Here is a 26,106-nt window from a genome sequence, read left to right as displayed (position 1 = left end):
TCTCCCGTCACCGGACAGGAGCACCCTGCCCCGTCCGATGAAGTCAGCTCCTAGGTGACTCAATAGCCCAAGGACAACCCCGTGCTACGACGCGGATCGTTGGCCCCGTAAAACCGGTTATTGCCCACCGGCTTGCCGCCCAGCGAAGGTGCGCCAACGAGGATCGCGGCCAGGTGGTTGGCGTCCTGGGGACCGGCAAACGTGTGACCCCAGCTTTCCAGGATCTTCCGGGTGTCAGGGCTGACGGCGAAGGCTTCCAGGTTAGTGGTTTCCGGCATCCACTGCTGGTGGAAGCGTGGCGCATCGACCGCTTCCTGAATATTCATGCCGTAGTCGATGACGTTGAGCATGGTCAGCAAGGTCGCGGTGATGATGCGGCTACCGCCCGGCGTTCCGACCACCATTACCGTCTTGCCGTCCTTGGTGACGATGGTCGGACTCATCGATGACAACGGCGACTTGCCCGGTGCGATGGCGTTGGCTTCGCCCTGAATCAGGCCGTACATGTTCGGCACGCCGACCTTGGAGGTGAAGTCGTCCATCTCGTCGTTGAGGATCACGCCGGTGCTGCTCGCCATCACGCCTGCGCCGAACCAGTCGTTGAGGGTGTAAGTGACGGATACGGCGTTGCCCCATTTGTTGACGATGGAATAGTGCGTGGTGTTGTTGCCCTCGTGGGGCGCGACGCCGGGTTTGATGTTCTGGGAGATCCCGGCTTTCTGCGGTTCGATGGCGGCGCGCAGCTTGGCCGCGTAGTCGCGGTCGAGCAGATGGCTGATCGGGTTTTTGACGAAATCCGGATCGCCCAGGTAGCTGTTGCGGTCGACGTAGGCGTGACGCATGGCCTCGATCTGGTAATGCAGCCCCTGGGCGGAGTGATAGCCCAATTCCTGCATCGGGTAGCCTTCGAGGATGTTCATGATCTCGCAAATCACTACCCCGCCGGAGCTCGGCGGCGGCGCCGAGACCACGTGGTAGCCGCGGTAATCGCACTCGATCGGCGCCAGCTCTCGGGTTGCGTATTTGTCGAGATCCGCCTGGGTGATGATGCCCTTCCCTGCCTGGCTCGAATCGACGATCGCCTTGGCCACCCAGCCTTTGTAGAAGCCGTCGCGGCCTTTGGCGGAGATTTCCTTGAGGGTTTTGGCCAGGTCTTTCTGCACCAAGGTGTCACCCACTTGCAGCGGCTGGCCCTTGTTCAGAAAGATCGTGCCCAGGTCCTTCGCATCTGCCTTGAACTCGTCGGTGGCGGTGCCGAGCAGGTCGACATCGCCTTGCTCCAGGACGAAACCGCTTTCAGCGAGTTTGATCGCCGGCGCAATGACTTCGGCGCGTTTTTGGGTGCCGTATTTGCTGAGCGCCATTTCCATCCCGGACACCGTGCCGGGCACACCGACGGCCAGGTGCCCCTTGGCACTCAGGTCCGGCACGACGTTGCCGTCCTTGTCCAGGTACATGTTGGCGGTGGCCGCCAGGGGCGCTTTTTCGCGGAAGTCGAGGAAGGTCTTGCGCCCGTCTGCCAGCTGGATGGTCATGAAACCGCCTCCGCCCAGGTTGCCAGCAGCCGGATAGACCACCGCCAGGGCGTAACCCACGGCAACGGCTGCATCCACCGCGTTGCCGCCGGATTTGAGCACGTCGACACCCACATGGGTGGCCAGATGCTGAGCGGTGACGACCATGCCGTTTTCAGCAGCGGCCGGGGCCACGGAAGCGGCGTGGGCGCAGGACAGACCAAGGGCAAGCACCGTCGCAATGAGCGACTGGGCGAAGGGTTGGTACTTCATGGGCAGTTTCTCTTTTTTCTTGTGGTGGGAGACAGCGGTGGGCAGAGGGTGCCCCGCACTAAACTAGCGCATGGGGGAAAAGTTGCCAGTTATTGCCAAGGACGCGGGCCAGGTTTTGGCTCAACACCCGGGATAAGACCCGGCATGGGGAATGCCGGGTTCAGTGCGCGTGCAGAAGGTAGGACGAAGCGGACTCAGAACCAGCGATCGTTGCGCTTGCGGCCCTTGGTCAGGGACGGCAGGATCAGGCCCAGCAGCAAGCCGGCGCCGGCAATGCTGCCGCCGTACACCATGTAGCGCATCAGCACCTGATTGTTCTCGTCACCCAGCTTTGCCTGGGTGGTGCGCAAATCCGACTGGGCGCTGGCCAACTGCGCGTTCAGGTCCTTGGTCCGGGCTTCGAGCTCGTCGACCAGCTTCTTGCGCGATTCCAGGGTTTCCTGCATGCCCTGAACCTTGGTCTTCCAGTCATCGTCGATGGTCTTGAGTTGCGCGCTGAGGTCAGCGGCCTTCTGGGTCAATTGCGGCAAGCGCTCGGCCTGACCGGGTACTTCCTGCAGGTCAGCGGTGGGAATCCACACGTTGTCGCCGGCGCTGCCACGCACTTGGCTGTAATCGCCCTGGGTGTTGATCAGCTCGACCTTCTGGCCGGATTTCAGCGTGCCGACGATGCGGTAGCCATCGGTGGGGCCGCTGCGCACGTAGGTGCTGAGGGTATCGCTGACCCAGCGATCCTTGCTCGTGGTTTCGGCCAGTGCGAAGGGGCTGGCACAGCTCGCGGTTAAGACGGTAGTCAGCAGGCCGGCGTTGAGCAAACGGCGTCGAACGCCCGACACGGGGGTAAAGCGAAGGGAGGCATCGGAGGCAGAAATAGGCATGGATAATCTTCGACAAATTGAAAAGAAGGCCGATGGGCGGGCCGCATGCAAGGGAATCACGCCTGATCGGACAGCGACGAACAACGCGCTGCAACGGCTGGAAAAGGCATCTGGCGCGGGCGAAATTCAGCCGGACGCCGAAGGCCGTGACCCGGGCGTACTGCGCGCGCAGTGGTCAACAGACCGTTGAAAAGAGGTCAGGTTCACTGGGGAGGGATGACATTCGTCCGGGAAAGGTCCCACAACGCTTGTCGAAGTGACTGATACAACTGTGGGAGCGGGTCCGCTGGCGAATGCTTCATCAGGCGATGATGTCGACTGATGGAAAGCTATTCGCGAGCAAGCTCGCTCCCACAGCTTTTCCGCTGAGAGACTACTCGGCGAGTGCACAGCTGCTCCACGCGCACAACGCCAGAGCAGGAGGTGTCAGACCTCGTGGTGCAGCTGCTCCACGGTCGGCTTGAGGATCACCACACCCAACGGCGGCAGGTTCAGGGACAGCGAGAACGCCTGGCCGTGACTATTGATCTCGTCGGTGCGCACGCCGCCGCCGTTGCCGAAGTTGGAACCGGCATAGATCCCCGCGTCGCTGTTGAACAGCTCGGCCCACTTGCCGCTGAACGGAACACCGACGCGATAGGCCTCACGCGGCACAGGCGTCAGGTTGGCCACCACCAGCAACGGCTCGCCCTCCTTGCTCCAGCGCAGGTAGGCATAGACGCTGTTGCCGGCATCGTCACCGATGACCCACTGGAAACCCTGGGGCTGGCAGTCTTGCTCGTACAGTGCCTTTTCGGTCCGATACAAACGGTTGAGGTCGCTGACCAGCGTGTGCACACCCTTGTGCTCGGCGTACTGCAGAAAATGCCAGTCCAGCTCGGTGTCGTGGTTCCACTCACGCCACTGGCCGAACTCGCAGCCCATGAACAGCAGCTTCTTGCCCGGGTGGGTCCACATGAACGACAGGTACGCGCGCAGGTTGGCGAATTTCTGCCAGCGGTCGCCGGGCATCTTGTCGATCAGCGAATGCTTGCCGTGGACCACTTCGTCGTGGGAAATCGGCAGCACGAAACGCTCGGACCAGGCATACACCAGACCGAAACTGAGACGATCATGGTGATGCTGGCGATTGATCGGGTCCTGCTCGACGTACTTGAGCGTGTCGTGCATCCAGCCCATGTTCCACTTGTAGGAGAAGCCCAGCCCGCCCTGTTGGGTCGGCTGGGAAACGCCAGGCCACGAGGTGGATTCCTCGGCGATGACCAGCGCCCCGGGCGCTTCGATCGCGACCACGTCATTGAGGTGACGCAGGAAGTCGATGGCCTCCAGGTTCTCGCGGCCCCCGTAACGGTTCGGCACCCACTCCCCGGCGTTGCGGGAATAGTCGCGATACAGCATCGACGCCACCGCATCCACGCGCAACGCATCGACGTGGAAGTTCTTCAGCCAGTGCAGCCCGGACGCGATCATGAAACCGTGGACTTCGGTGCGACCTAGGTTGTAGATCAGCGTGTTCCAGTCCTGATGGAAGCCCTCATGGGGGTTGGCGTATTCGTACAGCGCAGTGCCGTCGAATTGGGCCAGACCGTGTGCATCGGTCGGGAAGTGCGCAGGCACCCAGTCAAGAATCACGCCGATGTCGTTGCGGTGGCACGCGTCAACGAATGCGGCGAAATCCTCAGGTTTGCCGTAACGCGCACTTGGGGCGAATTGCGACAACACTTGATAACCCCACGACCCGCCGAAGGGGTGTTCCATGATCGGCATCAGTTCGATGTGTGTGAAGCCCGTTTCCTTGATGTAAGGAATCAGATGCTCGGCCAGCTCGCGCCAGTTGTAAGGGCGATCGGGCTCATCATCGCCACCGTGGTGCCACTTCCACGACCCTGCGTGCAGCTCGTAGATCGACAGTGGCTGGTGGATGTCATGCTTCTCGCCCCGCGACTGCATCCAGTCGCTGTCCTGCCATTCGAAGGCGAGCGGCGCAGCGACTTTCGACGCCGTGGCCGGCGGCAGCTGGGTCGCCAGGGCCATCGGGTCGGCTTTCAGCGGCAAGACGCCGTGCTGGCCGAGGATCTCGTACTTATAGGCCTCGCCCGGGCCAATGCGCGGGATGAAGATTTCCCACACCCCGGTCGGGTGACGCAGGCGCATCGGATGACGACGGCCATCCCAGCTATTGAAGTCACCCACCACCGAGACGCGGCGGGCGTTCGGTGCCCACACCGAGAAACGCACGCCATCGACACCGTCGACGTTCTTCACCTGTGCGCCCAGCGCGCTGCTCAGGTCACGGTGGTTACCCTCGGCGAACAGGTACAAATCCATCTCGCCCAGCTGCTCGCCGAAGCTATACGGGTCTTCGGTGATTTGCTCACCGGTGGCCCAGGAAATTTTCAGCAGATAGGGTTCACGCACCGCAAAGTGCCCGGCAAAGAAGCCCGGCTTGTCGGTCATGCTCAGTTCGCCAAGATCACGTTCGCCATCGCGAGCGAGCACGCGCACCGCCAGCGCATTGGGCAGATAGGCGCGGATCACCTGGCCTTCAGCGCCATCGCTGTGGGGGCCCAGCATCGAGAACGGGTCGCGGTGCTCCGCACGGATCAACGCGTCCATGTCAACGGCGCTTGGCAATGCTGCGTGGTTGCCATTACCGAATTGGTCAGAGGCACTCATTTTCATTCTCCATCAGACAGGTCTAGAAGCCCGCGCAAGCCTTGAAGCGGAACCGACAACCAAGTCGGCCGATTCTCGGCCTCGTAGGCCACTTCATAAGCGGCTTTTTCCAGGGTGAACAGCGCCAGCGCGGCCGCCTCACCTTTGGCATCTTTCCAGTCGTGACCCACCTCGACGGTGGCCTTGCGGTAGCCCTCCAGGAAGGCCTCCCGCGCCTGCAGCAAATACGTCTCGGCCACTTGCTGGCGGGCGGTGTCGGCCTGCACCGAGGTGTCGGCACTCTGCGCGTTGCGCATCGCCATCGCCGCAGCGTAGTCGAACGAACGCAGCACGCCGCTGACATCTTTGAACGGGCTGTACTTGGCCCGACGCTCCTGCAGGGGACGCGCCGGCTCGCCTTCGAAGTCGATCAGGTAAGCATCGCCCTTCACCACCAGCATCTGGCCGAGGTGCAGGTCGCCATGGACACGCATTCTCAACCCGCCGACCGACTGCTTCGCCAGGGTTTTGACCTGAGCCAGCAGCGCTTTGCGCTTGCCCAGCAGTTCGGTGATGAGCTGCTGATCCTGGGCTTCCAGAGAGTCACGGTGCTGTTCGAGCAGCTGCAAGGCACGCTCGATCTGCGCCGAAACGCTCTTCGCCGAGGCCTCGCTGTCCTTGACGCTGGTCACTTCGGTCTTGAAGTCCGGGTTGTCCGTCGGCGCGCCGAGGATCACGTGCATCTCGCCCAGACGCTGACCCAGCAGGCCGGCGAAGTCTTTCAGCTCGATCAGCGCGTTGGCTTGCTGCTCCAGCGCCGATTGACCATGGGCCATGTGATCACGCACGGCGCGTTCGAGGTTGTTCTGCGTCCATTCCCACGCATCGCCCTGATTGCTCAGGTAACCTTGGGCGATCATCAGCAGGTTCTTCTCGCCCTGCCCGTCGACGCGCACGACTGCGCCCAACAGCGGCGAGATGTGCGGGTAACCCGCTTCGGTGAGGTAGGCGCCCATTTCCAGTTCCGGGTGAGTACCGGCCGCGACACGGCGAATCATTTTCAGCACCAGCTTCTTGCCGACCACCACCGAGCTGTTGGACTGCTCGGCCGAGAGGTAACGCACTTCTGCGTCTTCATTCAGGCCCAGCGGTGCCAGTTGCGAGGTGCTCTGGAATTGCAGCTCGCCATCCGGCGTCGCCAGCACGGTGTTTTCCTGCATGCCGCGGATGACGCTGCGAATGAACGGCTCAAGGGTGAAGGCATCGGTAATCAAACCGACCTGACGGCCGCGACGTACGCGGGACAGGGCCAGCTGTTGCGGCAAGGCGCTGCTGATGTCGTCTTCCGGCAACAGGCCGAACGGCAACTGGTAGCGCACCGTTTCGCCGCCGGAAGTGACTTCGATTTCGCTCAGCAACACCGGACGCACCGTGGTGCCGAAGCGCACGGCGTAGGCGATGTGGATGTTGTCGATGGCCGTACCTTTGCCAGCGAACCAGCGGCGTTTCGGCAGATAGACCGACAGTGACTGCTGTTCCATGGTCTGGCGCAGGGGTTCTTCGAGCAGTTCTTCCAGGCGCTGCTTGAGCACCAGGGTCGGGAAGTCCGGCATGCTCTGGGCCGGTTCAACGTGCCAACTGGGCATTTGATTCTCCGCGGCCAGCAAGAACCAGTAGAAGCCATAGGGAGGCAACGTCAGCAGGTAATTGAGCTGGCCAATAGGTGGAAAGGCGCTGCCGCCAAGCATCTCGACCGGAACGGTCCCGGCGTACGGGGCCAGTTCAAGCTCGGCGGCCTGGGAGGCGGCCGAGACGTTGGCGACACACAGGATGATTTCAGTCTTGCCGTCCGGCCCGGTGTACTCGCGGGTGTAGGCCAGGATGCGGCGGTTGCTCGGCGAAAGCATTTTCAGGGTGCCGCGGCCGAAGGCTTTCTGCTGCCGACGCACGGCAAGCATGCGGCGGGTCCAGTTCAGCAACGAGTGCGGGTCATGGTCCTGCGCCTCGACGTTGACCGACTGATAACCGTACAGCGGGTCCATGATCGGCGGCAGCACCAGGCTCGCCGGGTTGGCGCGGGAAAAGCCGCCGTTGCGGTCGATCGACCACTGCATCGGCGTGCGCACACCGTCGCGGTCGCCGAGGTAAATGTTGTCGCCCATGCCGATTTCGTCGCCGTAATACAGGGTCGGCGTGCCGGGCATGGACAGCAGCATGCTGTTGAGCAGTTCAACGCGGCGGCGGTCACGTTCCAGCAACGGCGCCAGGCGACGACGGATGCCCAGGTTGATCCGCGCGCGACGGTCCGAAGCGTAGTAATTCCACAGGTAATCACGCTCGCGGTCGGTGACCATCTCCAGCGTCAGTTCATCGTGGTTACGCAGGAAGATCGCCCACTGGCAGTTTTCCGGGATTTCCGGGGTCTGGCGCAGGATGTCGGTAATCGGAAAACGGTCTTCCTGGGCCACCGCCATGTACATGCGCGGCATCAGCGGAAAGTGAAACGCCATGTGGCATTCGTCGCCGTCCTTGCCCTTGCGATCACCGAAGTACAGCTGGGTGTCTTCGGGCCACTGGTTGGCTTCGGCCAGCAGCATGCGGTCGGGGTAATTGGCATCGATTTCAGCGCGAATCTGCTTGAGGACCTGGTGGGTCTCCGGCAGGTTCTCGTTGTTGGTGCCGTCGCGCTCGATCAGGTACGGAATTGCGTCCAGACGCAGGCCGTCGATGCCCATGTCCAGCCAGTAGCGCATGACCTCGATGACCGCCTTCATCACCTGCGGATTGTCGAAGTTCAAGTCCGGCTGGTGGGAATAGAAACGGTGCCAGAAGTACTGCTCGGCGACCGGGTCCCAGGTCCAGTTGGACTTCTCGGTATCGAGAAAGATGATCCGGGTGCCGTCGTATTTCTGCGGGTCATCGGACCAGACGTAGAAATCCCGGGCCTTGGAGCCTTTCTTGGCATGCCGCGCGCGCTGGAACCACGGGTGCTGGTCCGAGGTGTGGTTGATGACCAGTTCGGTGATCACCCGCAGGCCGCGGTTGTGCGCCTCGGCGATGAATTTCTTGGCATCGGCCATGGTGCCGTAGTCGCTGTGCACACCCCGGTATTCGGAGATGTCATAGCCATCGTCGCGGCGGGGCGACGGGTAGAACGGCAGCAGCCAGATGGTGTTGACGCCCAGCTCGGCAATGTAATCGAGCTTGGCAATCAGCCCCGGGAAGTCACCGATGCCATCGTCGTTGGAATCGAAAAACGACTTAACGTGGACCTGGTAAATCACCGCATCCTTGTACCAGAGCGGGTCTTCGATAAAGGCAGCGTTGCGGGGTTTCTTTGCCATGACCACATCCTTTGAATTATTGGTTTGTGGCTTTGATGCGCCAGATGCCGAACGGCTGGTAAGACGGGTCCAGACGCATGAACTGGGTCTTGCCGTACCAGGTCCAGGAATGCCCGGTCATCAAATCTTCCCCCAACGTCGCGGCGTCATCCGACAGGCCCATTTCCCACAGCGGCAGTTCGAAATGCGCTTCCTGCGCGTTGCGCGGGTCAAGGTTCACGGCCACCAGAATGAAGTTGCTGCCATCCGCCGTGCGCTTGCCGAAGTACAGGATGTTGTCGTTGTACGCGGTGTAGATCTTCAGGCCCAAGTGCGTCTGCAGCGCCGGGTTCTGGCGACGGATGCGGTTGAGCTGGGCGATCTCGGCAATGATGTTGCCAGGCGCGGTGAAGTCCCGGGGACGGATCTCGTACTTCTCGGAATCCAGGTATTCCTCTTTGCCCGGTACCGGCGCCGACTCACACAGCTCGAAGCCCGAATACATGCCCCACAGGCCCGAACCCATGGTCGCCAGCGCCGCGCGGATCAGGAAGCCGGGGCGCCCCGAATCGTGAAGGAACGGCGGATTGATGTCCGGCGTGTTGACGAAGAAGTTCGGCCGGTAGCATTCACGCCACGGCGACTCGTTGAGCTGGGTGAAATACTCGCTCAGTTCGGCCTTGTTATTGCGCCAGGTGAAATAGGTGTAGCTCTGGGAATAACCGACCTTGCCCAGGCGCGCCATCATCGCCGGCTTGGTGAAGGCTTCGGCGAGGAACATGACTTCCGGGTGCTGGCTGCGCACGTCGGCAATCATCCACTGCCAGAACGGCAGCGGTTTGGTGTGCGGGTTGTCGACGCGGAAGATCTTCACGCCCTCTTTCACCCAGCCGAGGATCACGTCACGCAACTCGGTCCACAGGCCTGGAATGGCGTCCGGCGCGTAGAAATCGACGTTGACGATGTCCTGGTATTTCTTCGGCGGGTTTTCCGCATAGCGGATGGTGCCGTCCGGACGCCACGAGAACCAGCCCGGGTGCTCCTTGAGCCACAGGTGATCCTGGGAGCACTGGATGGCGAAATCGAGGGCGATTTCCAGGCCATGCTCAGCTGCGGCGGCGACCAGCTCGCGGAAGTCTTCACGGGTGCCCAGTTGCGGGTGAATGGCGTCATGGCCGCCTTCAGCGCTGCCGATGGCGTAAGGGCTGCCCACATCATCCGGGCCTGCGGTGAGGGAGTTGTTCGGGCCTTTGCGGTGCGCACGGCCAATCGGGTGGATCGGCGGGAAGTACAGCACGTCGAAGCCCATGTCGCGGATCATCGGCAGGCGCGTGTGAACGTCCTTGAAGGTGCCGTGGCGCTTTTTGTCATCGGTGATCGAACGCGGGAACAGCTCGTACCAGCTGGCGAACTGGGCCAGCTCACGCTCGACGTCCAGCGGGAATTCCAGGCTCCGACTGAGGAACGCGTGGTTGTCCGCCTTGGCCATGACGGCGGCAGTTTCGCTGTTCAGCAGCAGCGCGACTTTGGCCTCGTTTTCGTTGGCCTCGCCCAGGCGCTTGATCAGGCTGTCGAGCTGACCGCGCAATTCCAGGGTGCTGCGCTCGGCGGCGTGCACTAGGTGCAGGCGCCCTTCTTCCAGCTCCAGGTCGATCGTCACGCCGGCGGCGTACTTCTTTTCCAGCTCGTAGCGGTAGCTGCCGAACTGATCGATCCAGGCTTCGAGGCGGTAGATATAGCGGGTGAAGGTCGGCGGGGTGAATTCGCCAATCCAGCTGTCGTTGCCCAGCTCGCGCATGGGCACGGACTGCCATTGTTCATCGTCAGCGGCCCGGTAGACGATACGTACGGCCATCTTGTCGTGGCCGTCCGCGTAGATTTTGCTGGTGACCGTGACCGGCTGACCGACAACGGCCTTGGCAGCCAGCTGACCGTTATCGATCACCGGTTGGGTGTCCTCGATCACGATCCGCGGAAGCTGCAAGGCTTGGGTCAGGGGGATAGGGTGGATAGAGTGGAGAACATCGTTGGCCAGGGAATCCGGGCCGTACGGCTGATCAGCAGTATCATTCATCGAGCATCACTCCTCACGCCCAGGGACGCCCGCTGTGGGGCGCCCATTGCTTCAGCGTCTTTGTCCATAACATAAGAGAGAGCCACGGGATCAACGCATCCGGACGTGGCAGCATAGGTTCCGAACGCCAGCCTCGGGCAAAAGTTCAAAGAGCTTGCGTGACGGTTGATCAACTCAGCGCACGGCACGCGGACTGGTTTCGCTCAGCACCGGGAAGGCAGCAGCGCAACGGTTGCAGTGAATCATTGGCAATGGGGAGCGGTCGTAACCTGGGAGTGCTGCGGCGTTGATGAACAGCCGCTCGACACGCTTGCCTCGATAACCAAAGGAAGGTAACACCATGAGCATTCCCGTTCCCGCAGAAACGCCCGATCCGAACATCGATGACCCCGAACTGCCGGTGCCCAAGCCGGAGGAGCCGCCTTCCCCGCTCATGCCCCCGGTGATCGAACCGCCGGCCGGTGACCCGCCGAGCAGCGAGCCGCCGGCGATTCTGGATGAGAAGTTTCCCGAATGATTGAAGGCCCTCCCCGGGGAAGCCGGTCCCTGCTGACGCAACACGTTTTGTGGGACCGGCTTTAGCCGGGAAGCTTCTAGCGGGCCAGCTGCGATTTTGAGGGTGCGCGGACTGGCCTCTTCCCGGCTGAAGCCGCTCCTACCTGCGCGTGTTTTCCGCAGGACCGGCTGCGCATGTTTTCCGTAGCACCGGCTTCAGCCGGGAACGCGTCAGCAGCCACACCACCGATGTTGCCGAATGACCCCAGGCTCACGGCTCCTGCGCTTCGCCACCTGTGCTGCGGGCCGGGTCCCTGGCGCGTTCCTCCGGGGATTCAAATCGCCTCACAATTCGCGGCATCAGACTGAAAATCCCCAACGCAAGCACCGTACTCAGCACCGCCGTCATCTCCCTGCCCATTCCCGCCGCGATACCAATAGCCGCGGTCATCCATAACCCCGCCGCGGTAGTCAGGCCCTTCACTTGCGTCGCGTTGAGCGCATCGCCCTTGAGGATGGTCCCGGCGCCGAGAAAGCCGATACCTGCCACAATGCCCTGCACCACCCGGCTGAGTGCAGCGTCGTCGGCACCGGCCATACGCGGCACCAGCACAAACAGCGCAGCGCCCATGCACACCAGCATGTGAGTTCGAACCCCGGCCGCCTTGCCTTTGTGTTCCCGCTCGAAGCCCAGAATCCCGCCCAGCAGCGCCGCAATCACCAGGCGTATGGTCACGCGGGTGATCTGCCCGGCATCGGTGATGTCAGAGAACTCGGCCTGCAGTGTTTCCACCACTTCTTCCCACCAGGCATTCATCAGTGCATTCCCCTCATTCAGCGTCAGTGCCGTATGGACCGCAGCAGGGGCCGAGAGTGCGGGAGGAGCCCGACGACCCTCACCGCTGATCCGGTTCTCGGGTGCATATCTGCATCTGTACTAATTCGCAGACGACGCGCATATTCCGCCTGCACCGGGTCACCCGCCCTTCCCGCCGGCCACCCACTGGCGGCTGCGTCCCAGACGCCCCTCAGCACGAGCCCCGCCATGAAGCGTTATGAAAAGTTTGCCGATGACATTGCCGAGCTGATCCGCACCGGGGTGCTTGCTGCGGGGCAGCGTGTGCCGTCGGTGCGCTACGCCAGCCAGACCCACGGCATCAGTCCGTCGACGGTCTTCCAGGCCTACTACTTGCTGGAACGTCGAGGCCTGATCCGGGCGCGGCCGCGCTCCGGCTACTTCGTCAACGACAGCATTCGCCTGCAAGGCCTGAGTGACAACGCCATCGAGCAGGATGCGCGCCCCGCGCCACAGCTGAGCGAATCCACCGAAGTCGACGTCAGCGAACTGGTGTTCTCGGTGCTGGAATCGATCAAGGACCCGAACACCGTGCCATTCGGCTCCGCCTTCCCCAGCGCCGCGCTGTTCCCGTTGCAGCGCCTGGCCCGCTCCCTCGCCAGTGCCACCCGCGACATGGACCCGCGCATGGTCGTCAGCGACCTCTCGCCCGGCAATCCAGCCCTGCGCCGGCAGATCGCCCTGCGTTACATGGTCGCCGGGCAGATGCTGCCCATGGACGAGCTGCTGATCACCAACGGCGCCCTTGAAGCCCTGAACCTGTGCCTGCAAGCGGTGACCGAGCCCGGTGATCTGGTGGCCATCGAGGCACCGGCGTTCTACGCCTGCCTGCAGGTGCTCGAACGGCTGAAGCTCAAGGCGGTGGAAATCCCGGTGCACCCGCAACAGGGCATTGACCTGGCGGTGCTTGAGCAGGCGCTCGAGCGTTACCCGATCAAGGCCTGCTGGAGCATGACCAGCTTCCAGAACCCCACCGGCGCGACGGTGCCTGAGGCGCGCAAACGGGAGCTGGTGCAGCTGCTGCGCAAGCATGAGGTGCCGCTGATCGAGGATGACGTGTACGCCGAGCTGTATTACGGCCAGCACGCGCCGAAACCGGCGAAGGCGTTCGACACCGAAGGCCTGGTCCTGCATTGCGGCTCGTTCGCCAAGAGCCTGGCGCCCGGGTATCGGGTGGGCTGGGTCGCTGCCGGGCGTTATGCGCAGAAGGTCGAGCGGCTGAAGATCATGACCTCGCTGTGCGCCTCGATGCCGGCCCAGGCCGCCATCGCCGATTACCTGCAACACGGTGGCTACGACCGGCACCTGCGCAAGTTGCGCCACAGCCTGGAAGATCAGCAGCGTGCCATGCTCGGCGCCATCGCCCGGTATTTCCCCGCGCAGACCCGCGTCAGCCAGCCCACCGGCGGGTATTTCCTGTGGGTGGAGCTGCCGGAACAGATCGATTCGCTGAAAGTGTTCCAGGCCGCCCTCGCTCAGGGCATCAGCATCGCCCCCGGCCCGATGTTTTCGCCAACGCGGCGCTTCCAGCCCTTCATCCGCCTGAACTACGGCAGCCCGTGGGGTGAATCGCCCGAGCGGGCGATGGAGACACTGGGGAAGATCATTCGCTCGATGATGGGTTAAAAAGTGCCGGGCGAAGGGGCAGCGCTGCATATCTTAAGTGCCACGACTGGCCCCTTCCCGGCTAAAGCCGGTCCTACAAGGGACCGCGTGCAGTCAGCGGAATTGAATGTGAACGCGGATGTAGGACCGGCTTCAGCCGGTCCTACAAGGGACCCCGTGCAGTCAGCGGAATTGACTGTGAACGCGGATGTAGGACCGGCTTCAGCCGGGAAGACGGCGGCACATTCAGCGGTGACTACCGACCGCCGCCCAGATCAATGAACGACCCCGTCGAATAGGACGCCTTGTCCGACAGCAGCCACAGAATCGCTTCCGCCACTTCATCGGCCAGTCCGCCACGGCCCATGGGGATGGTCGGTTCCAGCTTGCTGACGCGGTGAGGGTCGCCGCTCAGGGCGTGGAATTCGGTGAAGATGTAACCGGGGCGCACGGCGTTGACCCGCACCCCCTCGCCCGCCACTTCCTTGGCCAGCCCGACGGTGAAGGTGTCTAGGGCGCCCTTGGACGCCGCGTAGTCGACGTATTCACCGGGTGATCCGAGCCGTGCCGCCACGGACGAGACATTGACGATGCTGCCGCCGCGCCCGCCATGACGGGGCAACATGCGCAGCAGCGCGTGCTTGCTGCAGAGCATGGGCCCGACTACGTTGCTCATCATGATCTTCAGCAGACGAAACTCGGACATCGTGTCCAGCCGCGAAGCCTCGCCCACCGTGCCGGCGTTGTTGACCAGCGCAGTGATTCGGCCCATGTCGGCATCGACCCGGGCAAAAAGACGAATGATCTCATCCTCGTTGCTGACGTCCGCCTGTACCGCAATGGCATGCCCGCCCGCCTCGCGAATCTGCCCGCACAACCGCTCGGCCGAAGCGTGATCGGACAGATAGTTGATGCACACGCGATATCCCTGCGCTGCGGCCAGCACCGCCGTGGCGGCCCCGATACCCCGGGAGCCGCCGGTGATGAGGAGATTTTTATCCATAAACGTTCCCAGTCGATCAATGCGTGGAGGTGGGGTGGGTGTTAACACTCAATCGGTGATTTCGCGGACACGACGCCGGGCAGCTTCAATGTCAGCCATGAAACCCTCGGCCGGCAATGGAGAACCCAGCAGGTTGCCCTGCAACGCGTCGCAGCCCAGCCGCGTCAGGAAACTCTGTTGGCTGGCGGTCTCGACCCCTTCGGCAACGATGCGCAGGTTCAGCGCCTGACCCAGCGCAACGATCGCCGACACGATGGCCGCATCGTCGCTGTCGGGCTCCAGGTCGCGCACGAAACCGCGGTCGATTTTCAATTCGTTGGCCGGCAGGCGTTTGAGGTACATCAGGCTGGAGTAGCCGGTGCCGAAGTCGTCGATGGACAGGTCCACGTCCATGTCCGAGAGCTTGCGCAGCACGGTCATGCTCGCGTCGGCATCGCTCATGGCGGTGGTTTCGGTGATTTCCAGGGTCAGGCAGTTGGCCGGCAGCCCGTGGGTCGTCAACGCATCCGCGACAGCTTCGATCAGCCCGACATGGCTGAATTGCAATGCCGACAGGTTCACGGCAACGCGCCAGTCAGTGTTGCCGGCGTCGTACCAGCACTTCATCTGCCGGCAGGCCTCGCTCATTACCCATTCGCCGACCGGAATGATCAAGCCGGTTTTTTCCGCCAGCCCCATGAAGGTATCCGGCATCAGCAGCCCGAGCTGCGGATGGTTCCAGCGCAGCAGTGCTTCGGCACCGACCGGCCGGTGGGAGCTTGTGCTGAACTTGGGCTGATAATGCAGGCAGAATTGCCCGTCACGCAGCGCAAGACGCAGGTCCTGCTGCAACTGCAGCTTGTTGCGCGCATTGGTGTTCATCGACGCGTCGAAGAAGCTGTAGCCGTTCTTGCCGGCGTTCTTGGCGTGATACATCGCGGCGTCGGCGTTCATCAGCAATTCCTGCTGGGTTCGGCCGTTCCCCGGGTACAGGCTGATGCCGATGCTCACTGTCACCTGCAGATCGTGTTCCTGCACGCTGAACGGCTGGTTCACCAGCGAGACCTGACGCGACGCCACGCTGACCGCCTCTTCGCCATCGTCGAGTTCGACCAGCAACACGAATTCATCGCCGCCGATGCGCGCCAGGGTGTCATGGCGATGGAAGTTCTCGCGCAATCGGAAGGCCACGGCCCGCAAGAGCTGGTCGCCGACGTGATGGCCGAACGCATCGTTCACCGGTTTGAAGCCATCCAGATCCAGAAACATCAGGGCGAACATGCCGCCCTGGGCATCGACCTTGCGCATGGCCTGATCGATACGATCGGCCAGCAACATGCGGTTGGGGAGCCCGGTCAGGTTGTCGTGCAGGGCCAGTTGCGTGAGCTCGCGGTTGGCCTCTTTCAACGACAGTGACAGTTGGGCGGTACGCGCCGCCATGCGCGCGTCCAGCACCGACGTCAGCAAGGTGATGCCCAGCACCGCCAGACTGGTGACCAGGACCACCTTGTCCAGACCGTCGGTGCGCAGGCCATTGGAAAGCGCGCCGCAGAAACTGCCCTGTGGAAAGTTGGCGGCGGTCATGGCGGTGTAGTGCATGCCCAGGATCGCAAACCCCATGACCACCGCCGCGCCCCCGCGTGCCAGGCGAACGTAAGGGGTTTCCTTGCGCAGCCGCACGGCGATGCTCAGCGCGACGGCGGACGCAGTGACGGCAATGACCAACGACAACCCGAACAAGGTGGGGTCGTAGTCGATGCCCGGCTGCATGCGCATCGCCGCCATGCCGGTGTAATGCATGGCGCAGCTGCCCAGGCCCATGACCAGTGCGCCGAACAGCATATTCGACAACGGGACGCGGTCGTGACTGACCAGCCACAAGGCAAAACCCGAGGAGAAAATGGTCATCAGCAACGAGAGCAGTGTCAGCGGTATGTCGTACGCCAGCTCGATGGGCAGCGTGAACGCAAGCATGCCGATGAAGTGCATCGACCAGATGCCGATGCCCATGGAGAGCGCGCCGCCGCACACCCACAGCATCCTCGCCCGACCGCGGGCCGACGCAATGCGCCCGGCCAGATCAAGGGTCGTGTAAGACGCGAGAATCGCTACGAGGACTGAAATCAGAACCAGCGAATTGGTGTAATGGCCGATCAACATGGCTGGCTCTTGGCTCAACGGAGTGCGGCCTTTCAGCCCTGATCAATTCGGCGGCGATTGTACCGAAATTCCTGTGAAAGTCCCGTCACTCCGTTGCGAAGGTGGCACATCGCTATTTAATTCACATCAGCGGTCGGAGACTTCGGCGCCCGCTTTCAGCCCGGTGGCAGCGTCCCAACCGCCGCCCAATGCCGCGATCAATTGGGCGCTGGCAACCAACCGGCTTTCCAGCACATTCAGCACACTGCGTTCGTTGCTCAGCGCGGTGGTCTGCACGTTGACCACGTCCAGGTAGCCGATCAGCCCGGCCTTGTACTGGTTGTTGGTCAGGCGCAGGGAGTCGCGCGCCGATTGCAGCGCCTCGTCGCGCACCCCGGATTCCTGCTCATAAACGCGCAACTGGGCCATGTAGTCCTCGACTTCCTTGAAGCCGTCGAGCACGGTCTGGCGGTACTGGGCGACGGTCTGGTCGTAGACCGCTTCGGTGCGGTCCACTTCGGCCGCACGCTGGCCACCGTCGAAGAGGGTCATCGCCAATTGCGGGCCGACCGACCAGAAGCGGTTGGGCAGGGAAATCCAGTTGCTGACGGTGCTGCTGCTGTAGCCGCCGCTCATGCTCAGGGTCAGGTCCGGGTAATACGCGGCCTTGGCCACGCCGATATTGGCGTTGGCGGTCATCACCGATCGCTCGGCTGCGGCGATGTCCGGGCGGCGTTCGAGCAATTGCGACGGCAGCTGCGCCGGAATCTGCGGCACCGCCGGAATCGAGGTGGTCGCCGCGAGGCTGAAGTCCGCCGGCGCCTGCCCCATCAGCACGGCAATCGCGTTTTCGAACTGGGCGCGCTGCCATTGCAGGTCGATCAGGTCGGCCTGGGTGCTCTTGAGTTGCGTCTGCGCCTGGGCGGTGGCATCGCGGCCGGAAATCCCGGCGCGGTATTGGTTCTGGGTCATGGTCAGCGAGCGCTGGTAGGCGTCGACGGTCGCTTCGAGCAAACGCTTCTGCTCATCGATCACCCGCAGTTGCAGGTAGTTCTGCACCAGCTGCGATTGCAGGCTCAGGCGCATCGACGCCAGATCGGCGAGGCTGGCCTGGGCGCTGGCCTTGTCGGCTTCCAGCCCGCGGCGCAACTTGCCCCACACGTCGGCCTCCCAGCTCACGCCCAGTTGCGCGTTGTAGGTGTCGCGAATGCCGCTGCTGGAACTGCTCAGGCTGGAACTGCTGCTGCCGGTGCCCTGGCTCGAGCGGTTCTTGCTGGTGGTCAGGTCCAGCGTCGGGAAAAACGCGCCCCGCGCACTGCGCACCAGGGCGGCGGCCTGCCGGTACTGCGCCTCGTACTGCGCCACGGTCTGGTTGGACGTATTGAGTGTTTCCACCAGCGCGTTGAGCTGGGCGTCGCCGTAGATTTCCCACCACGCGCCGCGTGCCATCGCATCGCTCGGGTTGGCCTGGGTCCAGCCTTCGGCCTGCTTGAAGTGCGCTGGCGTCGGCATCTCCGGTGTCTTGTAATCCGGGCCGACGGCGCAGGCACTGAGCAGCAGCGCACACAAGGCAACGCCGAAGGTCCTGTGAAACGGCAACGTCCGCTGTGGGCCAGGCGCTTTCATCGAGTCGTTCATAGCGGAGTGTCCAGGGCAGCATCCGTCTGCACACCGCGCCATTGGTTGAAACGATGGCGCAGACGGTCGAGATAAAGGTAAACCACGGGCGTGGTGTACAGCGTGAGGATCTGGCTGAGGATCAGGCCGCCGATGATGGTCAGGCCCAGTGGCCGACGCATTTCCGCCCCTTCGGCGCTGCTCAGCAGCAACGGCACGGCGCCGAGAATCGCCGCCAGCGTGGTCATCAGGATCGGTCGCAGGCGCTGCAGACAGGCGTTGCGAATGGATTCCACCGGGGTCATGCCGCCCTGGCGCTCAAGCTGCAGGGCGAGGTCGATCATCAGAATCGCGTTCTTTTTCACCACGCCGATCAGCAGGAACAGCCCCAACAGCGAGATCAGGCTGAACTGGCCACCGGTGAGGTAGATGCTCAACAGCGCGCCGACCCCCGCCGAGGGCAGCGTCGACAGAATGGTCAGTGGGTGGATGTAGCTTTCGTAGAGAATGCCCAGCACCAGGTACACCGCCACCAGCGCGCCAAGGATCATCCACGGCTGGCTCTTCTGGGTGGCGGCGAAAGCGTCGGAGGTCCCGGCCATCTTGGCGATCACGTCCTCGGGCAGGCCCACCGCCGCGACGGCGCGTTCAATGGCGGCGTTGGCCTGGTCGAGGGTGACGCCGTCGGACAGGTCGAAGGAGATGTTTTCCGAGGCGAACTGACCGTCGTGGCTGACCCGGTCGTCTTCCAGGCTGCGCTCGTAACGGGCAATGGTCGACAGCGGCACCCGCGCGCCGTCGGCAGTGATCACCTGGACCTGCTCCAGGGTGGTCGGGTCGAGGGCGTATTTCGGGTTGACCTCCATGACCACCTGATACTGGTTCAGCGGGTCATAGATGGTCGACACCTGACGCTGGCTGTAGGCGTTGTTCAACACGGTGGTGACCATGTTCATGTCGATGCCCAGGCGCTTGGCCGCATCGCGGTCGACGATCAGCGTCACCTGCTGGGTGCCGCCGCCATCGTTAGCGTCGATGGCAGTCAGCTCCTTGAGCGACTTCAGTGCCGCGACGACCTTCGGATACCACAGGCGCAGGGTTTCCAGGTCGCCACTTTGCAGGATGTACTGGTATTGCGAGGTGGTCTGCTCGCGGCCGCCGCCCAGTTGCAGGTCCTGATCCGGCTGGAGGAACAGGCGCCCGCCCGGCACCAGCGGCATTTCCTTGCGCAGCCGCTCGACCACTTCCATGGCGCCGATGTTGCGTTCCTTGATCGGCTTCAGGCGCACGATGATGAACGCGTTGCCGGTGCCGCCGTTGCCGCCAATGAAGCCCGCGACACTCTCCACGGCCGGGTCCTTGAGGATTGCCGAGCGAAACGTGTCCATCTTCGGCTGCATCACGGAAAACGACAGGCCGTCATCGCCCCGTACAAACCCCATCAATTGGCCGGTGTCCTGCTGCGGCAGGAAGGTCTTGGGCACCACGACGTACAGGGCGATGTTGCCGACGATGGTCAGCAGGAGCGTCAGCAGGGTCAGGCGCCGATGGCGGAGCACCCAGCGCAGGCTGCGGTCATAACCGGCAACCATGCGGTCATTGACCCGCTGACTCCAGCGCTGCAGGCGGTTTTCCGAGCCCGGCACATGGGGCTTGAGCCAGCGCGCGCACAGCATCGGCGTCAGGGTCAGCGAAACCACCAGGGAAACGACGATGGACACCGACAAGGTGATGGAAAACTCGCGGAACAGACTCTCCACCAGCCCGCCCATGAACAGGATCGAGATGAACACCGCGACCAGCGACACGTTCATCGACAGCAGCGTAAAGCCGACTTCCTTTGCGCCGAGATAAGCCGCCTCCATGGGCGGCACGCCGTCGTCGATGTGCCGGGAAATGTTCTCCAGCACCACGATGGCATCGTCGACCACCAGGCCGGTGGCGAGAATCAGCGCCATCAGCGACAGGTTGTTCAGCGAGAACCCGTACAGGTACATGATCGCGAAGGTGCCCACCAGCGACACCGGCACGGCCAGGGTCGGGATCAGCGAGGCACGGAAATTCCCGAGAAACAGGAACACCACCAGAATCACCAGCACCACGGCGATCAGCAGGGTCATTTCGGCTTCGTGCAGGGTGGCCTTGATCACCGGCGAGCGGTCCATGGCCAGGTCGAGCTTGACGCTGGCGGGCAGCACGGCCTGCAACGCTGGCAACTGCGCCTTGATCGCCGCTACGGTTTCGATGATGTTGGCGCCGGCCTGGCGGTTGATCACCAGCAGCACGGCGGCCTTGTCATTGAAGAAGCCGCTGTTGTAGCGGTCTTCCACCGAATCCTTGACCTTGGCCACATCTTTGAGCCGCAACGCCGCGCCGTTGGCGTAATGGATGATCAGCGATTCGTAATCCTTGGCCTTCTCCAGCTGGTCGTTGGCCTGCACCTGCCAGTTGTGCTCGCTGTTCTCCACCGAGCCTTTCGGGCGGCGCACATTGGAATTGGAAATGGTCGTGCGCACTTCGTCCAGCGACACGCCGTACTGGGACAGCAGCTTGGGCTCCAGCTCCACGCGCACGGCGGGCAGCGAGCTGCCGCCGATCTGCACTTCGCCGACGCCGTTCACCTGGGACAGGCTCTGGGAAAGGATCGTCGACGCCATGTCGTACAGCTCGCCCTTCTCCAGCACGTCGGAGGTCAGCGACAGCACCATGATCGGCGCCTGGGACGGGTTGACCTTCTTGTAGGTCGGCATGCTGCGCATCCCGCTGGGCAGCAGGCTGCGCGACGCATTGATGGCCGCCTGCACTTCCCGGGCAGCACCGTTGATGTCGCGGTCCATGTCGAACTGCAGAATGATCCGCGTCGAGCCCTGACTCGATCGGCTGCTCATGGTATTGACCCCGGCGATCACCCCGAGGGAGCGCTCCAGCGGCGTCGCCACGCTCGACGCCATGATTTCCGGGCTGGCGCCGGGCAACGAAGCGCTGACCACGATCACCGGAAAATCCATGTTCGGCAGCGGCGACACCGGCAGCAGACCGAAGCTCATCCCGCCCAGCAGCATGATTGCCAGGCTCAAGAGCATGGTCGCTACGGGGCGTTTGATGAAGGGCCCGGACAGATTCATGGGCGGGAGCTCCAAGCGGCGAGCTTCAAGCTGCAAGTGAATCTGCGGCGAACTCCACTCTTGTAGCTTGCCGCTTGAAGCTTGTGGCTGCCGGTCATAGCGCCGCCTCGGTCTTGGGCTGCCGCGCAAACCGGCGCCCCAACCGATCAAAGTACAAATAGATGACCGGCGTGGTGAACAGCGTCAGGACCTGGCTAACCAGCAAGCCGCCGACCATCACCAGACCCAGGGGCTGGCGCAGCTCGGCCCCGGAGCCCGAGGCGAACATCAGCGGGATCGCGCCGAACAGTGCCGCCAGGGTAGTCATCAGAATCGGGCGGAAACGCAGCAGGGCCGCTTCGTAGATCGCGGTCTCCGGGTCGATGCCGCGGTTGCGTTCGGCGTCGAGGGCGAAGTCGATCATCATGATCGCGTTCTTCTTGACGATGCCGATCAGCAGGATGATGCCGATGATGGCGATCATGCCCAGGTCATTGCCGCTGAGGATCAGCGCCAGCAGCGCACCGATGGCCGCCGACGGCAGGGTCGACAGAATGGTGATCGGGTGGATGTAGCTCTCATAGAGCACGCCCAGCACGATGTACATGGTGATCACCGCCGCCAGCACCAGCAGCAGCGTGCTGGACAGCGAGGCCTGGAAGGCTTCGGCTGCGCCCTGGAATTCCGTCTGCACGCCGATCGGCATGCCGATGTCTTTCTGCACCTGCTCGATGACTTCCACGGCCTTGCCCAGCGCGACGCCCGGCGCCAGGTTGAACGACATCATCACCGCCGGAAACTGGCCGATGTGGGCAATCGCCAACTGCGCCTGACGTTGTTCGACCCGGGCCAGGCTCGACAGCTTGACCTGCCCGCCGTCGGTGGTCTTGACGTGAATCTGTTCCAGCGCCTCGGGCCCCAGCTCACTGCGCGAGTCGGCCTGCAACACCACCCGGTACTGGCTGGCCTGGGTGTAGATGGTGGAAATCTGCCGCTGGCCGAAGGCGTCATAGAGCGCGTCGGTGATGTTGGCGACGGTCACGCCCAGCCGACTGGCGGCATCGCGGTCGATGTTGAGAAACACCTGCAGACCCTTGTCCTGCAAGTCGCTGGCGACATCGGTCAACTCCGGCCGCTGAGCCAGCGCCTCCACCAGTTTGCCGCTCCACAGATTGAGCAGGTCGGCGTCCGGCGAGGACATGCTGAACTGGTACTGGGTGCGGCTGACCCGGTCCTCGATGGTGAGGTCCTGCACCGGCTGCATGAACAGGCGGATGTCTGACAGCTGATCGACTTCGGGCTGCAGGCGCTGGATCACTTCGGACGCCGTCACATCCCGCTCGCTGTGGGGTTTGAGGTTGATCAGCATGCGACCGCTGTTGAGGGTCGCATTGTCGCCGTCGACGCCGATGTACGAAGACAGACTGGCGACCGAAGGGTCCTTCAGGATGATTTTCGCCAGGGCCTGCTGGCGCTGGCTCATGGAAGCGAACGACACCGACTGGGGCGCTTCGGAAATGCCCTGAATCACACCGGTGTCCTGCACCGGAAAGAAGCCCTTGGGCACGGCCAGATACAGCAATACCGTGATTCCAAGGGTGGCGATGGCGACCAGCAGTGTCAGCGGCTGATGCTTGAGCACCCACTGCAACTTGCGCCCGTAGGCGGCCACCAGCCAGTCGATCCACGCGCCGCTGGCCCGGTAGAACCGGCCCTGCTCTTCTTCTTTCGGCTCACGCTTGAGCAAGCGCGCGCACATCATTGGCGTCAGGGTGAGGGACACCACGAGGGAAATCAGGATCGCCACGGCCAGGGTAATGGCGAACTCGCGGAACAACCGCCCGACCACGTCGGCCATGAACAGCAGCGGAATAAGCACGGCAATCAGTGAGATGGTCAGCGAGATCAGCGTGAAACCAATCTGCCGGGCGCCCTTGAGCGCCGCCTGCAACGGCGTCTCGCCCTCCTCCAGGTGCCGGGAAATATTCTCCAGCATGACGATGGCGTCATCGACCACGAAACCGGTGGCAATGGTCATCGCCATCAAGGTCAGGTTATTGACCGAAAAGCCGGCCAGGTACATCACACCAAAGGTGCCGATCAGCGACAGCGGCACGGCCACCGAGGGAATGATCGTCGCGCTGAAGCGCCGCAGAAACAGGAAGGTCACCAGCACCACCAGCACGATGGAAATCATCAGCTCGTGCTGCACGTCGCTGACCGACGCGCGGATGGTCTGGGTGCGGTCGGTGAGCACGGTGACGTCAAGCCCGGCGGGCAGGTTCTCGGTGATGCTGGGCAGCAGCGCCTTGATCCGGTCGACCACGTCGATCACGTTGGCGCCTGGCTGACGCTGGATGTTCAGCAGCACGGCCTGGTTCTCATTGGCCCACGCGGCAAGGCGATCGTTTTCGGCGCCGTCGACGATCTCGGCGACATCCTTGAGCCGCAGCGGGCCGCCGTTGTTGTAAGCCAGAATCAGGTTGGCGTACTCCTCGGGGGACTTCAGCTGGTCATTGGCGTCGAGCATCGACACCCGGGTCGGGCCGTCGAAATTACCCTTGGGCGTGTTGACGTTGGAGGCGCTGACCAGCGTGCGGACGTCCGCGAGGTTCAGGCCGTTGGCCGCCAGTGCGTCGGCGTTGACCTTGATCCGCACCGCCTGACGCTGGCCGCCGGCGATGGTGACCATGCCCACCCCGCTGATCTGCGCAATCTTCTGCGCCATGCGCGTGTCGACCAGATCATTGAGTTTGGGCAGCAGCATGGTTTTCGACGTAATGGCCAGGGTCAGCACCGGCGTGTCGGCCGGGTTGACCTTGTTATACGTCGGGGGCGCCGGCAGGTCGCTCGGCAGCAGGTTGGTCGCGCCGTTGATGGCCGCCTGCACCTCCTGCTCGGCGACGTCCATGTTGATGTCGAGGCTGAAACGCAGGGTGATGACCGAGGCCCCGCCGGAACTGGTCGAGGCCATCTGGGTCAGGCCCGGCATCTGCCCGAACTGGCGCTCAAGGGGCGCGGTCACGGCACTGGTCATCACTTGCGGACTCGCGCCCGGGTACAGCGTCATCACCCGAATGGTCGGGTAATCCACCTGCGGCAGCGCCGACACCGGCAGCAGCGTGTACGCGATCAGACCGGCCAGCACGATGGCGAGCATGCTCAGCGTGGTGGCGACCGGCCTGAGGATGAACAGGCGTGACAGGTTCATACGTTGCCTTTCTTCGCGGTCTCGGTGCCCGCTGACTCACCGGGCTCCTTCGAGGGCTTGCCCTGCAACTGCTGACCCGGCGAGGCCGGCACGTCCTTGCTGTCGTTGACCACGTCCACCGCACTGCCGTCTTTCAGGCGGTCGGTGCCTTCGAGCACCACACGGTCGCCGGCCGTCAGACCTTCGGTAATCACCGTGGAGTTCTCGTCGCTTGGCCCGGTCTTGAGGGCGCGAATGCGCACGGTCTTGTCGCCGTCCATCACGTACACGAAGGTGCCGTTGACGCCGAACTGCACCGCGGCCGACGGCACCAGCACCACGTTTTTCAGGGTATTGGCCAGCAGGCGTGCGTTCACGAACTGATTGGGGAACAGCGCTTCGTCGTCGTTATCAAACCGCGCCTTGAACTTCAACGTGCCGGTGGTGGTGTCGATCTGGTTATCGATGCTGGCGAGCACGCCGGTGGCCTGGAGCTTCAGGTCGCCACGGTCCCACGCCTCGACCGGCAACTTGCCGCCGCTGCGGTAACGGCTCAGCACCTCGGCGAGGTCTTTTTCCGGAAGCGTGAAGTTGACAGTGATCGGTTTGGTCTGGGTGATCACCGCCAGGGCGGTGGTGTCGTTGGCGGCAACCAGATTGCCGACGTCCAGCTGGCGCAGGCCGATGCGGCCCGAGATCGGCGCCCGGATCTGCGAGAACTCCAGGTTGAGCTTCGCGTCGCCCACGGCTGCCTGATTGGTCTTGATCGTCCCCTGGTACTGGCCGACCAGGGATTCGGCGGTGTCCAGGGTTTGCTTGGCGATGCTGTCTTCTTTGTACAGGCCCCGATAACGCTGTACGTCGAGTTGAGCATTCTTGAGCAGCGCCTGGTTCTGCATCAGCGTGCCTTCCGCCTGTTGCAGCGCGATCTGGTAGCTGCGCGGGTCGATCACCGCCAGCAAATCGCCGGCCTTGACCTGTTGGCCTTCCTGGAAATTGATCTTCATCAATTCGCCTGCCACGCGGCTGCGCACGTTGATCGTGTTCAGCGCGGTCACGGTGCCAAGGGCTTTGTAGTAGATGGGGAAATCGCCGGTGTTCGCGACTGCGACCCGCACCGGTACCGGGGCGGTGGAGCCACCGAACCCGGGACGCTTGGCCACCGCCTTGCCGTTGCCGCCGCTGCGGTTTGCGCTGGCCTGGGCCTGATCGCCTTTCTGCGCCGTGGCGTTTGGTTGCGACGCGGATCCCGGCCAGAAGCGCCAGCACAGGCCAGCGACGATCAACAGAACCAACAGGCTTATCAGCCAGCGACGGGAATTACGGGGGCCAGACAATTGCATGGATAAATCAACCAGTGTGCGCGTGAGCGTCTTCGGGAGGCTGAACAATAAGCATAGA

The 26,106-nt window shown here is 63.1% G+C and carries 16 protein-coding genes; 3 read left to right on the top strand and 13 right to left on the bottom strand.

Going from position 1 to position 26,106, the window contains the following annotated elements; genetic code table 11:
• Window positions 1-59: 59 nt before the first annotated feature.
• Window positions 60-1,787 carry a gamma-glutamyltransferase gene (ggt, locus tag BBI10_RS17765; protein ID WP_065990629.1) on the bottom strand — a complete coding sequence of 576 codons (1,728 nt, stop codon included), beginning with the start codon at window positions 1,785-1,787 and terminating at the stop codon, window positions 60-62.
• 194 nt (window positions 1,788-1,981) lie between these two features.
• Entirely contained in the window at window positions 1,982-2,665 is a 684-nt protein-coding gene (locus BBI10_RS17760) for a TIGR04211 family SH3 domain-containing protein (RefSeq protein ID WP_065990627.1), read from the bottom strand.
• On the opposite strand from BBI10_RS17760, the gene BBI10_RS17755 reads away from it, so the two are divergent.
• Window positions 2,664-2,855, top strand: a complete 192-nt coding sequence (locus tag BBI10_RS17755; protein WP_065990625.1) for a hypothetical protein — start codon at window positions 2,664-2,666, stop codon at window positions 2,853-2,855. The genes BBI10_RS17760 and BBI10_RS17755 overlap by 2 nt on opposite strands.
• Before the next feature lie 236 nt (window positions 2,856-3,091).
• Here BBI10_RS17755 and glgB read toward each other — a convergent pair whose 3' ends face one another.
• From glgB to BBI10_RS27610, 4 genes are all read right to left on the bottom strand, one after another.
• Window positions 3,092-5,341, bottom strand: coding sequence for a 1,4-alpha-glucan branching protein GlgB (gene glgB, locus BBI10_RS17750; RefSeq protein WP_083233159.1), 2,250 nt, complete (start codon window positions 5,339-5,341; stop codon window positions 3,092-3,094).
• Between the two features lie 2 nt (window positions 5,342-5,343).
• A complete protein-coding gene (treS, locus tag BBI10_RS17745) occupies window positions 5,344-8,664 on the bottom strand; it encodes a maltose alpha-D-glucosyltransferase (RefSeq protein WP_065990621.1) in 3,321 nt (1,106 codons plus the stop codon).
• A 16-nt stretch (window positions 8,665-8,680) separates the two neighbouring features.
• Window positions 8,681-10,717 (bottom strand): alpha-1,4-glucan--maltose-1-phosphate maltosyltransferase, encoded by a 2,037-nt coding sequence (locus tag BBI10_RS17740; protein ID WP_065990619.1) that lies wholly within the window; start codon window positions 10,715-10,717, stop codon window positions 8,681-8,683.
• Between the two features lie 174 nt (window positions 10,718-10,891).
• The gene (locus tag BBI10_RS27610; protein WP_167355808.1) at window positions 10,892-11,059 is read right to left on the bottom strand and encodes a hypothetical protein; all 168 of its coding nucleotides are present in this window, start codon (window positions 11,057-11,059) and stop codon (window positions 10,892-10,894) included.
• Between BBI10_RS27610 and BBI10_RS27605 the strand changes: the two genes are divergently transcribed.
• Window positions 11,058-11,234 carry a hypothetical protein gene (locus BBI10_RS27605; RefSeq protein WP_167355807.1) on the top strand — a complete coding sequence of 59 codons (177 nt, stop codon included), beginning with the start codon at window positions 11,058-11,060 and terminating at the stop codon, window positions 11,232-11,234. The genes BBI10_RS27610 and BBI10_RS27605 overlap by 2 nt on opposite strands.
• 249 nt (window positions 11,235-11,483) lie before the next feature.
• Here the strand turns inward: BBI10_RS27605 and BBI10_RS17735 are convergent, their stop codons facing one another.
• Complete coding sequence (locus BBI10_RS17735; RefSeq protein WP_065990617.1) at window positions 11,484-12,029, bottom strand: MgtC/SapB family protein; 546 nt, start codon at window positions 12,027-12,029, stop codon at window positions 11,484-11,486.
• A gap of 228 nt (window positions 12,030-12,257) precedes the next feature.
• Between BBI10_RS17735 and mapR the strand changes: the two genes are divergently transcribed.
• Window positions 12,258-13,694: a GntR family transcriptional regulator MpaR gene (gene mapR / locus BBI10_RS17730; RefSeq protein ID WP_065990615.1), complete on the top strand. Its 1,437-nt coding sequence runs from the start codon at window positions 12,258-12,260 to the stop codon at window positions 13,692-13,694.
• Between the two features lie 235 nt (window positions 13,695-13,929).
• Here the strand turns inward: mapR and BBI10_RS17725 are convergent, their stop codons facing one another.
• The 6 genes from BBI10_RS17725 to BBI10_RS17700 form a co-directional block, all read right to left on the bottom strand.
• Window positions 13,930-14,676 carry an SDR family oxidoreductase gene (locus BBI10_RS17725; RefSeq protein WP_065990613.1) on the bottom strand — a complete coding sequence of 249 codons (747 nt, stop codon included), beginning with the start codon at window positions 14,674-14,676 and terminating at the stop codon, window positions 13,930-13,932.
• A 48-nt stretch (window positions 14,677-14,724) separates the two neighbouring features.
• Entirely contained in the window at window positions 14,725-16,815 is a 2,091-nt protein-coding gene (locus BBI10_RS17720) for a putative bifunctional diguanylate cyclase/phosphodiesterase (RefSeq protein WP_065990612.1), read from the bottom strand.
• 126 nt (window positions 16,816-16,941) lie between these two features.
• Window positions 16,942-18,420 carry an efflux transporter outer membrane subunit gene (locus tag BBI10_RS17715; protein WP_065990879.1) on the bottom strand — a complete coding sequence of 493 codons (1,479 nt, stop codon included), beginning with the start codon at window positions 18,418-18,420 and terminating at the stop codon, window positions 16,942-16,944.
• A gap of 8 nt (window positions 18,421-18,428) precedes the next feature.
• Window positions 18,429-21,536, bottom strand: a complete 3,108-nt coding sequence (locus BBI10_RS17710) for an efflux RND transporter permease subunit (RefSeq protein WP_065990611.1) — start codon at window positions 21,534-21,536, stop codon at window positions 18,429-18,431.
• A 94-nt stretch (window positions 21,537-21,630) separates the two neighbouring features.
• Window positions 21,631-24,726 carry an MdtB/MuxB family multidrug efflux RND transporter permease subunit gene (locus tag BBI10_RS17705; RefSeq protein WP_065990609.1) on the bottom strand — a complete coding sequence of 1,032 codons (3,096 nt, stop codon included), beginning with the start codon at window positions 24,724-24,726 and terminating at the stop codon, window positions 21,631-21,633.
• Window positions 24,723-26,063 carry an MdtA/MuxA family multidrug efflux RND transporter periplasmic adaptor subunit gene (locus BBI10_RS17700; RefSeq protein ID WP_065990878.1) on the bottom strand — a complete coding sequence of 447 codons (1,341 nt, stop codon included), beginning with the start codon at window positions 26,061-26,063 and terminating at the stop codon, window positions 24,723-24,725. The genes BBI10_RS17705 and BBI10_RS17700 overlap by 4 nt, the downstream gene beginning before the upstream one ends.
• Between the last annotated feature and the right edge of the window lie 43 nt (window positions 26,064-26,106).

The organism is Pseudomonas graminis (assembly GCF_001705435.1).
GTDB classification, from domain to species: Bacteria; Pseudomonadota; Gammaproteobacteria; order Pseudomonadales; family Pseudomonadaceae; genus Aquipseudomonas; species Aquipseudomonas graminis_B.
The sequence above is the reverse complement of the archived record's forward strand: the minus strand, read 5'-3'. Positions and strand labels throughout refer to the sequence as shown.

What these genes read in the sequence shown, in the direction of transcription:
- BBI10_RS17715 (WP_065990879.1), bottom strand. Translation starts at nt 18,420, where the DNA reads ATGAAAGCGCCTGGCCCACAGCGGACGTTGCCGTTTCACAGGACCTTC.
- glgB (WP_083233159.1), bottom strand. Translation starts at nt 5,341, where the DNA reads ATGAGTGCCTCTGACCAATTCGGTAATGGCAACCACGCAGCATTGCCA.
- BBI10_RS27605 (WP_167355807.1), top strand. Translation starts at nt 11,058, where the DNA reads ATGAGCATTCCCGTTCCCGCAGAAACGCCCGATCCGAACATCGATGAC.
- BBI10_RS17735 (WP_065990617.1), bottom strand. Translation starts at nt 12,029, where the DNA reads ATGAATGCCTGGTGGGAAGAAGTGGTGGAAACACTGCAGGCCGAGTTC.
- BBI10_RS17720 (WP_065990612.1), bottom strand. Translation starts at nt 16,815, where the DNA reads ATGTTGATCGGCCATTACACCAATTCGCTGGTTCTGATTTCAGTCCTC.
- BBI10_RS27610 (WP_167355808.1), bottom strand. Translation starts at nt 11,059, where the DNA reads ATGGTGTTACCTTCCTTTGGTTATCGAGGCAAGCGTGTCGAGCGGCTG.
- ggt (WP_065990629.1), bottom strand. Translation starts at nt 1,787, where the DNA reads ATGAAGTACCAACCCTTCGCCCAGTCGCTCATTGCGACGGTGCTTGCC.
- BBI10_RS17725 (WP_065990613.1), bottom strand. Translation starts at nt 14,676, where the DNA reads ATGGATAAAAATCTCCTCATCACCGGCGGCTCCCGGGGTATCGGGGCC.
- treS (WP_065990621.1), bottom strand. Translation starts at nt 8,664, where the DNA reads ATGGCAAAGAAACCCCGCAACGCTGCCTTTATCGAAGACCCGCTCTGG.
- BBI10_RS17760 (WP_065990627.1), bottom strand. Translation starts at nt 2,665, where the DNA reads ATGCCTATTTCTGCCTCCGATGCCTCCCTTCGCTTTACCCCCGTGTCG.
- BBI10_RS17710 (WP_065990611.1), bottom strand. Translation starts at nt 21,536, where the DNA reads ATGAATCTGTCCGGGCCCTTCATCAAACGCCCCGTAGCGACCATGCTC.
- BBI10_RS17740 (WP_065990619.1), bottom strand. Translation starts at nt 10,717, where the DNA reads ATGAATGATACTGCTGATCAGCCGTACGGCCCGGATTCCCTGGCCAAC.
- BBI10_RS17755 (WP_065990625.1), top strand. Translation starts at nt 2,664, where the DNA reads ATGGATAATCTTCGACAAATTGAAAAGAAGGCCGATGGGCGGGCCGCA.
- mapR (WP_065990615.1), top strand. Translation starts at nt 12,258, where the DNA reads ATGAAGCGTTATGAAAAGTTTGCCGATGACATTGCCGAGCTGATCCGC.
- BBI10_RS17705 (WP_065990609.1), bottom strand. Translation starts at nt 24,726, where the DNA reads ATGAACCTGTCACGCCTGTTCATCCTCAGGCCGGTCGCCACCACGCTG.